This window comes from Streptomyces sp. NPDC107550, assembly GCF_055639095.1.
The window spans coordinates 1-14,653 of sequence record NZ_JBVKBC010000019.1; the positions used below are offsets into that span (position 1 = coordinate 1).

Below are 14,653 nucleotides of genomic sequence, written 5' to 3' on the forward strand. Positions count from 1 at the left end.
TTCCCCGCGCCCCTGGAGGCGGGGCTTCGCCCCAGCCTCCCCCGATAGAGGTAGCGCACGAAGTGCGCACCGAAGGGGCGCGGGGAACTGCGCGACCAGCCCCCACCGGCCGAAAGGTGACCACGCACAGGTGCGCCCCGTCAGGGGCGCGGGGAACTGCGCGAGACGTCCCACCCGGCCGCAGACGACGAACAACGCCAGGGGGCAGCCCCGATAGGGGCGCGGGGAACTGCGCGGTCAGCCCCCACCGGTCGGGAGGTGGCCACGTACGGGTGTGCCCCCGCAGGGGTGAGGGGCCCGGCATGGTGTGCCGGGCCCCTTTTTTCCCGCCGGTGACGGAGTCAGTCCGTGGCGATCGCGTTCAGCACATTCATCCGCCCCGCCCGAAACGCCGGCACAAGCGCCGCGAACAACCCCACGAACGCGGACCCCACGAACACCGTGAGAATCGTCGCCCACGGAATCTCCAGCACCTTCAGCCCCTCAAGAGCAAGGAGCTTCTGCGCCGTCGCCCCCCAGCCCATCCCGAGCCCGAGCCCGAGCAGCGCTCCGAAGAGGGCGATGACGACCGACTCCAGCCGGATCATCCGCCGCAGTTGCCGCCGCGAGAGCCCGATGGCCCGCATCAGGCCGATCTCCCGGGTCCGCTCGACGACGGACAGGGCCAGCGTGTTCACGACACCGAGCACCGCGACGATGATCGCCAGCGCCAGCAGTCCGTAGATCATGTTGAGGAGCTGCCCGATCTGGTCCTTCAGGGTCTGCTTGAAGTCGGTCTGGTCCATGACCTTGACGGCCGGGTACGCGTCAAGGGACTTCTTCAGGGCCGTGTACGCCTGGTCCTTCTTGCCGTCGGCGGCGTTGGCGAACAGCGCGGCCGTCAGCGGCATCCGGTCGGCGGGCACGTACGTGGCGGCCTGGGCGCGGTCCATGTACATCGCGCCGTTGTCGATGGCGCCGTCGTCCTTGGTGATCGCGGCGATCTTCAGGGTGGTCTTCTCGCCGTGCTTGAAGGCGACGGAGAGCCGGTCGCCGACCTTGAGGTGGTGCTGGTCGGCGAAGCCGCTGCCGACGGACATCACGCCGGGCCCGTACGCGTCCTGCTGGCGTCCCGCGACCATGGTGCGGCGCAGCACGTCGGGGTAGGTCGGGTCGGTGGCGACCAGGCCCTCGTCCTCGGTGGCGCCGTCGGGCAGCGTGAGGGTGGCGGGGACCTCGGTCAGCCGCGTGACGTCGGTGATGCCGGGCGTGGTGGTGAAGGCCCGCTCGGCCTTCGGGGTGATGGGCGTGCCGTTGCCGGACTGGGCGATGAAGTCCGCGCCGACCGACTTGTCGAGCTGGTCGGTGGCGGAGGCCACCATGGAGGAGCCGACGACGGACAGGCAGGCGACGAGCGCGAGGCCGATCATGAGGGCGGCGCCGGTGGCGCCGGTGCGGCGCGGGTTGCGCAGCGCGTTGCGTTCGGCCATCCGCCCGACGGGCCCGAAGATGCGCAGCAGGATCGCGCTGAGGACCCGTACGACACCGCCCGCGAGGACCGGGCCGATGACGACGAAGCCGATGAGGGAGGCGAGGATGCCGAGCCCGAGCCAGGTGGAGCCGGCGCTCGCCTTGTCGGCCTGCGTCGCCGTGTACAGGGCGTAGCCGCCGCCGGCGGTCAGGATCAGGCCGAGGACGGTGCGTACGGCGCCGGCCTTGGTGTCGGCGGGGGTCCCGGCGTCGCGCAGGGCGGCCATCGGGGAGACCTTGCCGGCGCGGCGGGCGGGCAGGTAGGCGGCGAGGACGGTGACGACGATGCCGAGGACCAGGCCGATGACGGGCGTCGTCCACAGGACGGTGAGGTCGTCGGTGGACAGGTCCATGCCGGCCGCCGACATCATCTTCATCAGGCCGACCGCGAGCCCGACCCCGGCGGCGACGCCGACGACGGAGCCGACGACGCCGAGGAGCAGCGCCTCGACGAGCACGGACCGGTTGACCTGCTTGCGGGAGGAGCCGATGGCCCGCATGAGGCCGATCTCTCGGGTGCGCTGGGCGACCAGCATCGAGAACGTGTTGATGATGAGGAAGATGCCGACGAGGAACGCGATCCCGGCGAAGCCGAGCATGGCGTACTTGATGACGTCCATGAACGAGCCGACGTCCTTGCGGTTGGCGTCCGCCGCTTCCTGCTGCGTCTGGAGCTTGTACGTCGTGCCGAGCGTCGCGGCGACGTTCCGCTTGAGGGCGCTGTCGCTGACGCCGCTCGCGGCGGTGACGTTGACGGCGGTGAACCGGCCGCTCGCGCCGAGGAGTTGACGCTGCGCGGTGGCGGTGTCGAAGTAGACGACGGCCGCGCCGGGGTTGGTGACCTTGAAGGTGGCGATGCCGCTGACGCGCGCCGTGAAGTCGCCGGTGACGGCGATGGTGCGCAGTTCGTCGCCGAGCTTGAGGTGGTGCTTCTTCGCGGTGTCGGCGTCGACCATGACCTCGGTCGGGCCGCGCGGGGCGTGGCCGGAGGTGATGTCCATCGAACGCAGGTCGTTGCGCGTCCAGTTGCCCGCGATGGTGGGGCCGCCGCTGGTGGAGCCCATGTTCTTGTTGTGGGCGTCGACGACGGTCACGCTCATCGAACTGACCGCGCCCTCGGCCGACTTGACGCCTTCGGCGCGGCGCACGCGCTCGACGGTGGCGGCGGGCAGCGACTCGGGCCGGCCGGTGTTCGGCGTCTGCCCGCCGTCGCCGCCGGCCGTCTTCGGGCTGACGGTGACGTCGGCGGAGGTCGCGGCGAACAGCTTGTCGAACGTCGTGTTCATCGTGTCGGTGAACACGAGGGTGCCGGTCACGAACGCCACGGACAGCAGCACGGCGACGGCGGACAGGGCCATGCGGCCCTTGTGCGCGAGGAAGTTGCGCAGCGAGGTCTTCAGCACGGTGTTGGCTCTCATGACGTACGGCCCCTGGCGTCGAAGTCCTTCATGCGGTCGAGGACGGCGTCGGCGGTGGGCCGCAGCATCTCGTCCACGATGCGGCCGTCGGCGAGGTAGAGGACGCGGTCGGCGTAGGAGGCGGCGACCGGGTCGTGGGTGACCATGACGATGGTCTGGCCCAGTTCGTCCACCGAGCGGCGCAGGAAGCCGAGGACCTCGGCGCCGGCCCGCGAGTCGAGGTTGCCGGTCGGCTCGTCACCGAAGATGATCTCGGGCCGGGCCGCCAGCGCCCGCGCCACGGCGACGCGTTGCTGCTGGCCGCCGGAGAGCTGCGTCGGCCGGTGCTTGAGCCGCCCGGCGAGCCCCACGGTCTCCACGACACGCTCCAGCCACTGCCGGTCGGGCTTGCGGCCGGCGATGTCCATGGGGAGCGTGATGTTCTCCAGGGCGTTGAGCGTGGGCAGCAGGTTGAACGCCTGGAAGATGAACCCGATCCGGTCCCGGCGCAGTTGCGTGAGCTTCTTGTCCTTCAGGGAGGTGATCTCGGTCTCGTCCAGGTAGATCTGGCCGCCCGAGACGGTGTCGAGCCCGGCGAGGCAGTGCATGAGCGTGGACTTGCCGGAGCCGGAAGGGCCCATGATCGCGGTGAACCGGCCCCGCGCGATGTCCACGTCGACATGGTCGAGCGCGACGACCCGGGTCTCCCCGCTGCCGTACGCCTTGACCACCTGCCGCGCCCGCGCGGCGACGGCCGTGCGCTCTCCAGTGCCCCCGTGCCTGGGAATGGTCACAGCCGAAGTCACGTAAGTCTCCTCAGTCGGTCACTTGGCGCCGCGGGTGTCCGCGGAACGCGTTCAAGTCTGGTGACGTGAGGGCCCCGGCACCCTGGTGGAAGTCACCGTCTCCGCCGGGGGAAAACCCCACCCCTCGAAGGTAGGAAGAACCCCCGCCCCTCTCGTCCTCCAGGGGGACGAGCCGCCCCCGGTACGTTCTACGGAGCTGCCCCTAGGGGATCTCCACCCCCGGGTGGAACGGCCCTCAGGGTTCCCTCCACCCCCCGCCGCCGGGAACGGCCGCCTCCGCCCCGCCCGACTCCCGCCCCTCGTACGGTGGTTGCCGGTGTCTTCCCCCCGGGGCTACCTGCGAGTAACGTTCCGGCTTCCCACCGTCTCCCCCGCGCCCGCCCGCACGGCCGGCCCGGGGCGTACGAGGAGGACCGGGATGACCGAGCCGTATCAGCCGTCCGGGCGGCCACCGGGACGCCGCCGCCCCGCACACCGGCTGCCGCGCCACCCCGACCTGACGGCCACCGACCACCCCACCGGACCCGCCGCCGGACCCGCCACAGGCCGCCCCACCGGACCCGCCGCCGGAGTGCGGCTGCTGCGCCGCGCCTACCGGACCCAGCGCCGCGCCGCGACCCTCACCGCCCTCGGCTACTTCACCCTGTTCCTGCTCCTGTCGGCGTACGCGCCCGCCCTGATGGAGCGCCCGGCGCACGGCGGCCTGACCACCGGACTGCTCGCCGGGCTCTGCCAACTCCCCGTGACCGCCGTCGCCGTGACCCTGTACGCGTACACCGCCCGGCGGCGCGTCGACCCGCTGGCCCACCGCCTGCGACGCGCCGGACGCGCCCGGTGAGGGGGCTGTCCGCGCAGGCGATGTCCCTGGTCGCCTTCACCGCCGTCGCCACCCTCACCCTGCTGCTGTGCGTGGTCACCGGCCCCGACCGCGACGACCTGGAGGAGTTCTACACCGGCTTCGGCGGGCTCGGCCCACTGCCCAACGGCCTGGCCGTCGCCGGGGACTACATCTCCGCCGCGACCGTCCTCGCCACCGGCGGCGTCATCGCGCTCACCGGCTACGACGGCATCGTCCTCGCCCTGAGCACCGCCCTGTCCCTGCTCCTGCTGATGTTCCTGCTCGCCGAACCCCTGCGCAACGCGGGCCGGTTCACCCTCGGCGACGCGCTCGCGCTGCGGATGCCCGGACGCGCCGTACGCATCGCCGCCTGCGCCACGACCCTGACCGCGCTGCTGCCGCTGATACTTGTCCAACTGGCGGGAGCGGGCGACCTGTTGGCGTTCCTGCTCGGCTTCACCGGACGGGGCTTCAAGACGGGCTGCGTGCTCGCCGTCGGCGCCCTGATGATCAGCTACGCGGCGATCGGCGGCATGAAGGGCACGGCCCTCATCCAGATCCTGAAGATGGTGATGCTCCTCGGCTCCGGGGCCCTCGTCGCCGTCCTCGTCCTGCGCCGCTTCGACGGCGACCCCGGCGCCCTGCTCGCCGAGGCGGCCCGGCGCAGCGGCGCGGGCGACGGCTACCTCCACGCCGGCCTCCAGTTCACCGGCAGCGCGAACCCCCGCCTGGACATGATCAGCGCCCAGCTCACCGTCGTCCTCGGCGCCGCCTGCCTGCCCCACGTCACCATGCGCATGTACACGGCCCGCCACGCGCGCGAGGTGCGCCGCTCGATGGCGTGGGCGGTCGCGTCCACGGGCGCGTTCGCCCTGATCATCTCCGTGGTCGCGGTCGGCGCCATGGCCCTGCTGGGACGTACGGCGATCACGGCCGCGCACGCGCAGGGCGGTACGGCGTATCTGCTGGGCGCCCGCGCCGCGTTCGGCCCGCACCCCGGGACGGCCGGGTCGCTGGCGTTCACGACGGTCACCACGGCGATCTTCCTGACGCTCCTCGCGTCCGTCGCCGGGATGATCCTGGCCTGCGCCAACACCCTGGCCCACGACGTGTGCGCGTACCGCGCGGGCGGGCTGCGTCCCCGCGCGGAGCTGACCCGGGCCCGGGTCGCGGCGCTCGCCGTGGGCGTCCCGGCGATCCTCCTCGCGACGCTGGTGCAGCACCGCAACCTGCAACCGCTGATCACCCTGTCGTTCTGCCTGGGCGCCTCCGCGCTCGCGCCCGCGCTCGTCTACTCCCTGTTCTGGCGGGGCTACACGCGGCGCGGGCTGCTGTGGACGCTGCTCGGCGGGACGGCCGCGTGCCTGGCCCTGATGACGGGCACGAACCTCGTCTCGGGCACGCCCGCGTCCGCGTTCCCCGACCGGCACTTCAACTGGTTCCCGTTCACGACGACCGGCCTCGTCTCGATCCCGGCGGGCTTCCTGCTGGGCTGGCTCGGCTCGGTCCTCACCCCGCGCCGGGACGCGGCCGAACAGCGCCGCCACTACGAGGCCGTCGAGGGGTGGATCCTCGCCGGGTCCGTCCGCCGCGAACCGCCGCCGCGCTGAGGTGCCGGGGGCCGGGGGCGGGCTGCGCGGTCCCCGGTGTGGCCGGTGCGGTCCCGGTGGCGGGGCGTCAGACGGATCAGACGGCGGCGAGCCGGTCGACCAGCAGGCGCGCCCGCTGCTCCGCCTGGCCCGGCGCCAGCCGTCCCGCCCGGCCGAGGGTGGCGAGGCCGTGCAGCGACGCCCAGAACACCTCGGTGAACAGGGCAGGCGCCACCCCCTCCCCCGCGACGTCCGCGAGGCTGTCCAGGAGCGAGGCGAACGCGTCCTTCAGCACCTCGGGCGTCTCGTCCTCGGCGAAGACGAGACCGCCGTCGAGCTGGAACAGCGCGTCGTAGACGGCCGGGTTGCGCTCGGCGAAGTCCAGGTAGGCGCGGGTGAGCGCGGCGGCCCGCTCGCGCGGGTCGGTGACCCCGGCGGTCGCCGCCCGCACGGCCGCCGCCATCTCGGCGGCGCCCTGGAGGGCGACCGCGCCGATGATCTCGCGCTTGCCCCGGAAGTGGCTGTAGAGGACAGGCTGGCTGTACTCGATGCGCTCGGCGAGCCGGCGCGTCGTGACGGCGTCCCAGCCCTGCTGCTCGGCGAGTTCTCGGGCCGTGGCGACGATGAGGCGCTCCCGCGTGGCCCGCTCGCGCTCTTTGCGTTCCTGTACCGACATACCCCGATCTTAGCACCGCTAGACAAACAAGCGGCAGTAGGTCTAGCGTTGCATCATCAGCTAGCAGCGCTAGATGCCTGGAGGCGTCGTCATGCTCAGCACACTCGAAGTGATCGCCACCGTGCTCGTCGGCCTCATGGTGGGAGTGGAGTTCTCGGTCGCCTTCGTCATGAACCGGATCTTCGCCGCCCTCCCCGACGACAGCGCCCAGCAGGCCCGCAGCCACGGCGGCCGGATGCTCGGCGCGCTCATGCCGTTCTGGTACATCGGCTCGATGGTCCTCGTCGGCGTCTGGGCGTACGCGGGCCGCGACCACGGCGGCGCCGCCCTCGTCGTCACCGCCGGCGCCCTGCTCGCGCTCAGCGTGCTCATGTCGATCCTGCTGCTCGTCCCGATCAACAACCGGGGCAAGACCTGGACCGCCGAGAACCGCCCCGCGGACTGGAAGGAGCAGATGAACCGCTGGGACCGCTGGCACTACGTCCGCGTCACGGCCATCGTCGCCGCCTTCACCCTCCTGGTCACCGCCCTGACCTGACCCACCCGGCGGCCCCGCCCCCGGCACCCCCGCACCCGCGTCCCCGGACCCCCGTGCCCGTACAGGCCGCCGCGCCTCACATCCCGCGGCCGCCCGTACGGGCACGACGGCGGTCGGTCAGGACTCGCGTCCCGTCAGCGCCGCCAGCGCCGTACGGACGTGGTCCATGTGGGCGCGCAGTTCCTCGCGCCGCTCCTCGTGCTCGCGCAGCACCCGCTCCGTCTCCCGGCCGACGCGCTCCTCGCGGGTGCGGGCCGCCGCCAGGTGCTCGGCGGCGGCCGCCTCCGCGTCCTCCTGCCCGTGCCGGGCCGCCTCCTCGGCCTCCGCGTACGCCCGTTCCGCCGCCGCGAGCCGCGCCTCGGCCTCCGCGACGGCGGCGGCCTCCCGGTCCTCGGCGTCGGCGACGAGCCCCGCGGCCTCCCGCTCGAACGCCTCGAGGCGCTCCGCGTGCTCCTTCGCCTGCTCCGCGAGCAGCCGCTCGCACCTCTCCCGCGTGTCCGCCAGCGTCGCCCGGCCCTCGTCCCGGACCTGCTCCGCCTCCTCGCGGGCCTCACGCAGCAGCTTCTCCGCCTCGGCGCGCGCCCCGCTCTCGCGCCGCTCGGCGAACTCCTCCGCCTTGGCCCGCGCCTCCTCGCTGTGCGCGCGGGCGGCCCGCTCCCGTTCCGCGCCGTCCCGCTCCGCGTCGGCGGCCAGCTCGGCTGCCTCTGCGCGGGCGGCGGCGCCGAGCGCGGCGGCCTCCTCCTCGGCCAGCTCCAGCAGGTGCCGGGCCCGCTCACCGAGACTCTCGTACGTCTGCGGGGCGAGCGTGGCGACGACGGCGCGCAGCCGCTCCGCCTCCGCCTCCATCTCCTTGCTCAGCACCGTCAGGCGGGCCGCGCGCTCCCACGCCTCGTCCCGCTCCCGCGACCGCTCGGCCGCGTACGCCTCGACCTGCCCGGGACGGTAACCACGGCCCCGTACGGTGACGAATCCGAACGGCGAGGACGACGCCGCACCGGCACCGCTCATCTGGATCACCTCTCCACACCCACGTACGACGATCTGCGCGAGGGGCGCACACCCCGGGAGGGATCACGACGAAGCGTTCACGACGCGACACAGGACGACACACTGCGACACATCCCGGCACTCCGACCGACCCACCCCGGTCAAGGATGCGTCAATTGCCGCCGAAAGTCGGAATCGCGGTGTCATCGCGCAGCGCCCCGAACAGCCGCCCCGCCTTCTGCGCGTCCCATTCCACGACGTCCCCGGCCCCCGGCACCGACGCCGACCCGGCCACCGGCACGGTCGCCGTCCCCGCCAGATCCGACATCTTCAGCCCGAGCGTGGCCAGCGCCAGCATGCCCGTCCCCGGATCGACCTTGATCGCGTCGAGCGTCGCGCTCACGAACGGGATCAGCCGCCACGGCGGCAGCAGGACACCCGCGCTCAGCGCCTTGTCCGCCACCGCGTTCACCAACTGCCGCTGCCGTTCCACCCGCCCCAGATCACCCCGCGGATCGGAGTAGCGGGCCCGCGCGTACTGAAGCGCCTGCACCCCGTTCATCCGCCGGCAGCCCGCCGCGAAATCGGCGCCGGACTTCTCGTCGTGCAGCCCGCCCGCCCCCACACACAGCCTGACCCCGCCGACCGCGTCCACCACGTCGACCAGACCCAGGAAGTCGATCTCCGCGTAATGATCCAGACGCAGCCCCGTCGCCTCCTCCACGGTCCGCGTCAGCAGCTTCGGCCCCCCGAGCGCGTACGCCGAATTGATCTTCCCCCGGCCGTGCCCCGGAATCGGCACGTACGAATCACGCGGCACCGAGACCAGATACGGGCCGCTCCCACCATGGTGCAAGATCATGATCGTGTCGGTGTTCAGCCCTTGGTCATTGCCGACATGCAGCGCCTTGCGCTGTTCGGGGGTGAGCGACGCCCGCGAGTCCGACCCCACCAGCAGCCAGTTCGTCCCGTGCCCCGCCGCCGGCCGCCCCGCGTACGACGCGAACGCGTCCGTCGTCCGCACCCGCGAATCCGCCCAGAAATACAGGCCGACCCCGTACGCCACCACCGCCACCAGCACCACCAGCAGCGCCACCAGCACCCGCCGCGGCCACCGCCGTCGCCGCACCGCCCGCTGCCTCGACCCTCTGCCCGCCATGAGCGCATGATGCGGGCGTCCGACCCGCCCCGCAGGTCGAACGCCCCCACCTCACCGAACGGCCGCGATCAGAGCAGACCGTCCCACATCTGCTCCAGCAGCACCGACCACCACGTCTCCGGCGAACCGAGCGCCGCCGGGTCCAGCGCGTTGAGCTGCGCCTGGAAGTCGACCGTCCAGCGACCCGCCTGCTCCGGGTTCAGCCCGAACCGCAGCCGCCACATCCGCCCCAGCAGCGCCAGCGACCGCGCGAACTCCGGCAGCCCGCTGTTCACGAACTGCGGCGGCACCGGCGCCCCGCCAGGACCGGCCTCCACCGGCACGGCCACGATGTGCGCCGTCCCGTACTGCACACACACCGCACGCCCGAAGTCCGAGCCCATCACCAGATACGAGCCCGCGTCCGACGCCGCCGCGACCCCGCGCTCCTGCGCCAGCTCCGCCAGCGTCGGCACCGGACGCCCCGGCTGCGCCTGCGCCCAGAAGAACGGCCCGAAGTCCACCGGCAGCCCCGCGACCACCAGCGTGTGCGCCACGATGTCCGGCACGCCCTGCCGCGACACCGCCCGCTGATCGAACCGGAACACCCCAGGACCGAACGCCCCCGCCAGCTCCTGCGCCACCGCCTCCGGCGGCACCGGAGGCACCGGCTGCGCCGGCGGCAGCGGAGCCCGCACCGGCGCCGGCCGCGCCGGACCGTCGGCGACCTGATGCAGCTCCCCCTGATGCGCGAGAAGCTGCTCCATGCCCTGCCGCCGCGACGCGTGATCCGTGCCGTACGGCGCGATGGACGTGATCCGCGCCTGCGGCCACTGCTCCTGGATCATCCGCGCGCAGTACGCGCCCGGCAGCATGCACGACTCCAGTTCCGTGTGGAGTTCGAGCACCTGGTCCGGCGGGATGTTCATCGCCCGCAGCTCATGGAAGATCTGCCACTCCGGATGCGGAGTACCCGGCGCCGAACGCCGGATGAGCTGCTGCTGCGAACCGTCCGGCGCCCGATAGCTCAGCACCGCCTGATAGCCCGGGCCCACCATCGGCAGCCCGGCCTGCGGCGGATACCCGTACGAGGGCGGCGGCCCACCCGGGATCTGCTGCCCCGGCACGGGCGGCGGCATCGCACCGGGCGGCGTCGCACCATGCGGCATACCGGCAGGCGGCATCGCGCCTGGAGGCACGGCACCAGGCGGCATCGCGCCCGGCGGCGGAGGCGGCATCCCCGGACCGTGGCCGACAGGACCCGGCACCGGGCCCGGCTGCGCCAGCATCGTCGCGGCCTGATGCACCCCACCGGGCCCCGGCGGAGGCGTCGCCCCAGGCGGCTTCGGCGCACCAGGAGCCCCAGGAGCCCCAGGAGCCCCGGGCGGGCCGGGAGGCGCGGGCGCACCCGGCGGACCGGGCGGCGGCGGAGTTTGCCCCCCGGGCGCACCCGGCGCACCGGGCGGCGCGGGCGGACCCGCGACCGGCGGACCCGCGAGCATCGTCGCCGCGTGATGCACACTGCCCGGCGCGGGCGGCGGCGTAGCCCCCGGCGGCTTCGGCGCGTCCGGCGCACCGGGCACCTCGGGCCGACCGTCAGGACCCAGCGCCGACACGAGCTGCGTCGGTACGTAACCTCCGGCCGCCCCGGGCGGCGTCTGACCAGCAGGCGCACCGGGCGCGCTCGGCGGCGGCGGAGTCTGCGCCCGCGCCGGCGGCTCCGCCTTGCTCGTCGCCGCGTCGGCGATATCGGCGGCCCCGGGCGGCAACGGCCGCCCCGCACGCTGCGGATCCAGCGCCGGCAGCACACCCGGCGGAGGCGTCGCCGCCACGGCCGTCCCCGGAACCGGCGGCGGGAACGCCTGCCCCGACACCGGAGCACCGGGCGCCTGCGGATACCCGTACGAGGCCGGAGGCGGCGGGGTCCCCGGAGCACCCGGCGCCTGAGCCCCCGCCGGCGCAGCGGACGGCGAGCCGGCGTCCTGGCCCGACGCGCCGGGCGCCTGCGGATAGCCGTACGAGGCCGGGGGCGGCGGGGTCCCCGGAGCACCGGCGCCCTCACCCGCGTCGGGCAGCGCCGGAGCCACCGCCGTCGCGGGCAGCGCGCTGCCACCCGACATGAGCGCCGTCTTCGCCTCCGGCGTCACACCGGGCGGCGGAGTGTCCTCGACGACCGGCGGCGAGAACACCGTCGCCGGCAGCGGCACGGAACGGTCCTCCTCGTCACCGGCACCGTTCGTGTCCGTACCCGCCCACGGCGTCGCCCCCGTGTCCACCGGCTCCGGAGCGGACGGCTCCGACGGCTCAGAGGGCGCGGAAGGCGGTGTGGGAGCAGCCGCAGCGGCGGACTCGGGCGCGGAGGAACCAGCCGGCTCGGACGCGGCCGCAGCCGACGAACCCGCCGACTCCCCCGACGCCTTCCGGTGATCCGGGATGCCCAACTTGTCCGCCGCCTCCTGCAACCACTCCGGCGGCGACAACAAGAACGACGTCTGATGCAGATCCACCCGCTCAGGCGCCCGCGGCACCTCCGACTCCGCCGGAGCCTCCGGCACCCCGTACTCCTCCTCGTACCGCCGGATCACCTCACCCACCGGCAACCCCGGCCACAACGACGCCTCACCACTGTCACGCGCGATCACCAGTCGCTGACGCCCGCCGTCCGACACCGGACCGTTCTCCCGGTCCTCCGCCCACACGACGAAACCCAGCTCGAACTCCCGCACCCGCACCTCACGATGCTGATACGCGGGCACATCCCCGTTGATCCACTCCTCAGCGCGCTCCTGCGCCTGCGCGAACGTCACCATCGGATGCTCACCCCTCGTCCGCAGTCGGGACCGCGCGCGCGAAGCCGCCGTCCACCATCAGATTCGCCACCGTCTCCAACTCCGGCGGACTGCCCGCGAGCCGCGACAGAAACACATCGAAGTCCTCACCGCACGGCAGCAACAGCCGCTCCACCCGCTCCGCAACCGACCACGAAGCCGTGTCACCACCGTCCCGCGCGTCGTCGTACGCGCAGAACCACACCGAACCCACCCCGGCACCCCGCACCTTCACCGCGAGAATCCCGCCCTGCACGAACGCGACACCCAGATAATCCTTCGTCAAGTGATCACGCAGGCACTTGTTCACGTACACCAGGTCGTTGACCGCCGCCTCATCACGCACCGTGAAGAACGGCTGATCCACCAACAGCCCCAACTCCGCGTCCAGCGCCGTCCCCACCGGCGCGCACCCACCCGCCGCCTTCAAGAACGCCCGGTACGCACCCGGCAGCCGATACCCCAGGTCCTCCTCCACCCCGAGCACCTGCTGCTCCGACACCGCCACACCCGACTTCGGCAGACCGAAATGCGCCGGACGCGTCTCCTGCAACGGCCGCGTCCCCCGCTTCAACTGATCCACCGGCGCCGTCGCGAGACCACCGTGATGACGCAACAACGCCTTCACCTCGACCGGCACCAACTCCAGCCGCCGCGAACCCCGCACGTGATGCCACGTCCACCCGTGCGGCGTCGCCACCGACGCCACCGTGTCCCACAGCTCATGCCCCGACGCCGACAACGCCGCGTTCGCCGACACATAATCCGTCAGCCGCAACTCATCCACACCGAAACCCTCAGGCGGCTCCGCGATCTCCGCCGCCGCCCGCGCGTACGCCGAGAAATCCGGGTAACCCTCCGCGTCCACCCGCACCCCCCTGGGATGCCGCGCGGCACGAACCGGATCCGGGAAGTGCACGACCTGCCCGGCATAGGCCGCGTTCGGCGGCGCGGCTTGCTGCCCGAGCCGACCTGTCGTCATGGCGGTTGCCCCCTGCGGCGCTGTCGACGGTACTGGTGCTTACAGTCCCGACAGCCTATGCCGAACCGCGACCCCGGTCACCGGCCCTCCGCTTCCATGACCAGCAGTCACACCTTCGTCACCACCCCGTGACGAACACGCGTGTCGCCCGGTACCGGCTTCCGCACCAGCCGCCCCATTTGGCACTCTGTGCAGGCAACCGGGGGATTGCAGGAGGGGAACCACACCACATGCACAGCGGCACAGCACAGCCCACGGCGGCGACCGACACCCGGTCCACCGCCCCCACGGCCACACGCCCGGACGGCGACCCACGCATCAACTGGAGCGCCACCGACACCACGCCGGCACCCGTCCTGCACGCCCGCCGCGACGGCATCCTGCCCACCGTCGCCGCCGCCCTGTCCGTACGCGGCACCACCCTCACCGCCACCGCCGCACGCGGCGAACACCCACCCACGCTCCACCCACTGGTCCAGGACTTCCTCGACACCCTCACCAGCGGACAACGCGACCGCTTCACCGGCCGCTGCGCCGAAACCATCCTCATCTCGCGCCACCTCACCACCACCGACACCGAGCGCACCGAAAAATCCAAACGCGCCCGCCGCCGCCCCATGACCATGAGCGAAGCCCGCAAAGCACTCAAACACGCCAAACTCACCACCCGGCGCATCCGCGAAGACGGCGACCCCCTCCACGGCGGCTTCGCCCGGCCCTGCCGCGCCTGCACCGCCCTCACCGCCCACTTCGGCGTCCACATCATCGACCCCACCACCGACGCCGACGAGGCCACCCACTGATGCCCCACCCCGACCACACCACCCACCACGCCAACACCAACACCACCGGCACCGGCACCAGCGCCCCCACCAACGGCCCGCACACCCGCTTCACCCCCACCACCGACACCGCCCTCCGCAACGCCGGCTGGCAACCCGGACGCTGGGACATCAAGCAAGCCGAATACTGGGCCGACGCCCTCCGCACCCACACCTCACCCGCAGGCCACCGCCACAGCGTCTTCCCCGCCGCCGTCGAAGCCTGGGCCGAATTCGGCGGACTCCACCTCACCCCCACCGGCCCCGGCCGCCACATCGCCCCCTCCCAACCCCACCTCGACCCCCTCCACGGCCTCCACATGGCCCGCACCCTCGCCGACCTCGGCCGCGCCCTCCACACCCAAGTCAGCCCCCTCGGCGCCGAATCCGGCACCGAAGCCCTCCTCGCCATCGACACCGAAGGCCGCGTCTACGCCCTCGACCACAGCGGCGACTGGTACCTCGGCCCCCACATCGACCAGGCCCTCGAAAACCTCATCACCGGCACCAACCCCACCCGCCTCACCACCCCCTGAACCCGCAC

General features: G+C 73.0%; 12 protein-coding genes. 5 read left to right on the top strand and 7 right to left on the bottom strand.

Annotation, left to right across the window (positions count from 1 at the left end; all coding sequences use genetic code 11):
* Positions 1–341: 341 nt before the first annotated feature.
* Together ACZ7LY_RS23205 and ACZ7LY_RS23210 are read right to left on the bottom strand one after the other, a co-directional pair.
* Positions 342–2,927 (bottom strand): ABC transporter permease, encoded by a 2,586-nt coding sequence (locus tag ACZ7LY_RS23205; RefSeq protein ID WP_471626581.1) that lies wholly within the window; start codon positions 2,925–2,927, stop codon positions 342–344.
* Positions 2,924–3,712: an ABC transporter ATP-binding protein gene (locus ACZ7LY_RS23210; protein WP_471626582.1), complete on the bottom strand. Its 789-nt coding sequence runs from the start codon at positions 3,710–3,712 to the stop codon at positions 2,924–2,926. Before ACZ7LY_RS23210 ends, ACZ7LY_RS23205 begins: the two co-directional genes overlap by 4 nt.
* A 418-nt stretch (positions 3,713–4,130) precedes the next feature.
* Here ACZ7LY_RS23210 and ACZ7LY_RS23215 point away from each other — a divergent pair, with 418 nt between their 5' ends.
* Together ACZ7LY_RS23215 and ACZ7LY_RS23220 are read left to right on the top strand one after the other, a co-directional pair.
* A complete protein-coding gene (locus ACZ7LY_RS23215; RefSeq protein WP_471626583.1) occupies positions 4,131–4,550 on the top strand; it encodes a DUF485 domain-containing protein in 420 nt (139 codons plus the stop codon).
* 20 nt (positions 4,551–4,570) lie between these two features.
* The gene (locus tag ACZ7LY_RS23220; RefSeq protein ID WP_471626677.1) at positions 4,571–6,160 is read left to right on the top strand and encodes a sodium/solute symporter; all 1,590 of its coding nucleotides are present in this window, start codon (positions 4,571–4,573) and stop codon (positions 6,158–6,160) included.
* Between the two features lie 76 nt (positions 6,161–6,236).
* Here the strand turns inward: ACZ7LY_RS23220 and ACZ7LY_RS23225 are convergent, their stop codons facing one another.
* A complete protein-coding gene (locus tag ACZ7LY_RS23225) occupies positions 6,237–6,815 on the bottom strand; it encodes a TetR/AcrR family transcriptional regulator (protein WP_471626584.1) in 579 nt (192 codons plus the stop codon).
* A 91-nt stretch (positions 6,816–6,906) separates the two neighbouring features.
* On the opposite strand from ACZ7LY_RS23225, the gene ACZ7LY_RS23230 reads away from it, so the two are divergent.
* Entirely contained in the window at positions 6,907–7,353 is a 447-nt protein-coding gene (locus tag ACZ7LY_RS23230; protein ID WP_471626585.1) for an anthrone oxygenase family protein, read from the top strand.
* 117 nt (positions 7,354–7,470) lie between these two features.
* Here ACZ7LY_RS23230 and ACZ7LY_RS23235 read toward each other — a convergent pair whose 3' ends face one another.
* The 4 genes from ACZ7LY_RS23235 to ACZ7LY_RS23250 form a co-directional block, all read right to left on the bottom strand.
* The gene (locus ACZ7LY_RS23235; RefSeq protein ID WP_471626586.1) at positions 7,471–8,361 is read right to left on the bottom strand and encodes a cellulose-binding protein; all 891 of its coding nucleotides are present in this window, start codon (positions 8,359–8,361) and stop codon (positions 7,471–7,473) included.
* Between the two features lie 151 nt (positions 8,362–8,512).
* Positions 8,513–9,439: an LCP family protein gene (locus ACZ7LY_RS23240; protein ID WP_471626678.1), complete on the bottom strand. Its 927-nt coding sequence runs from the start codon at positions 9,437–9,439 to the stop codon at positions 8,513–8,515.
* Between the two features lie 128 nt (positions 9,440–9,567).
* Positions 9,568–12,288, bottom strand: coding sequence for an SUKH-4 family immunity protein (locus ACZ7LY_RS23245; RefSeq protein WP_471626587.1), 2,721 nt, complete (start codon positions 12,286–12,288; stop codon positions 9,568–9,570).
* 7 nt (positions 12,289–12,295) lie between these two features.
* The gene (locus ACZ7LY_RS23250) at positions 12,296–13,288 is read right to left on the bottom strand and encodes an SMI1/KNR4 family protein (RefSeq protein ID WP_471626588.1); all 993 of its coding nucleotides are present in this window, start codon (positions 13,286–13,288) and stop codon (positions 12,296–12,298) included.
* Positions 13,289–13,518: 230 nt separating this feature from the next.
* Between ACZ7LY_RS23250 and ACZ7LY_RS23255 the strand changes: the two genes are divergently transcribed.
* Positions 13,519–14,091 (top strand): YwqJ-related putative deaminase, encoded by a 573-nt coding sequence (locus ACZ7LY_RS23255; RefSeq protein WP_471626589.1) that lies wholly within the window; start codon positions 13,519–13,521, stop codon positions 14,089–14,091.
* A complete protein-coding gene (locus ACZ7LY_RS23260) occupies positions 14,091–14,645 on the top strand; it encodes an SUKH-3 domain-containing protein (RefSeq protein ID WP_471626590.1) in 555 nt (184 codons plus the stop codon). The genes ACZ7LY_RS23255 and ACZ7LY_RS23260 overlap by 1 nt, the downstream gene beginning before the upstream one ends.
* Positions 14,646–14,653: the final 8 nt, after the last annotated feature.

Bases quoted from the DNA above. Each gene is read 5' to 3' on its own strand.
- ACZ7LY_RS23245 (WP_471626587.1), bottom strand. From the start codon at position 12,288: ATGGTGACGTTCGCGCAGGCGCAGGAGCGCGCTGAGGAGTGGATCAAC.
- ACZ7LY_RS23255 (WP_471626589.1), top strand. From the start codon at position 13,519: ATGCACAGCGGCACAGCACAGCCCACGGCGGCGACCGACACCCGGTCC.
- ACZ7LY_RS23205 (WP_471626581.1), bottom strand. From the start codon at position 2,927: ATGAGAGCCAACACCGTGCTGAAGACCTCGCTGCGCAACTTCCTCGCG.
- ACZ7LY_RS23250 (WP_471626588.1), bottom strand. From the start codon at position 13,288: ATGACGACAGGTCGGCTCGGGCAGCAAGCCGCGCCGCCGAACGCGGCC.
- ACZ7LY_RS23215 (WP_471626583.1), top strand. From the start codon at position 4,131: ATGACCGAGCCGTATCAGCCGTCCGGGCGGCCACCGGGACGCCGCCGC.
- ACZ7LY_RS23235 (WP_471626586.1), bottom strand. From the start codon at position 8,361: ATGAGCGGTGCCGGTGCGGCGTCGTCCTCGCCGTTCGGATTCGTCACC.
- ACZ7LY_RS23225 (WP_471626584.1), bottom strand. From the start codon at position 6,815: ATGTCGGTACAGGAACGCAAAGAGCGCGAGCGGGCCACGCGGGAGCGC.
- ACZ7LY_RS23260 (WP_471626590.1), top strand. From the start codon at position 14,091: ATGCCCCACCCCGACCACACCACCCACCACGCCAACACCAACACCACC.
- ACZ7LY_RS23230 (WP_471626585.1), top strand. From the start codon at position 6,907: ATGCTCAGCACACTCGAAGTGATCGCCACCGTGCTCGTCGGCCTCATG.
- ACZ7LY_RS23220 (WP_471626677.1), top strand. From the start codon at position 4,571: ATGTCCCTGGTCGCCTTCACCGCCGTCGCCACCCTCACCCTGCTGCTG.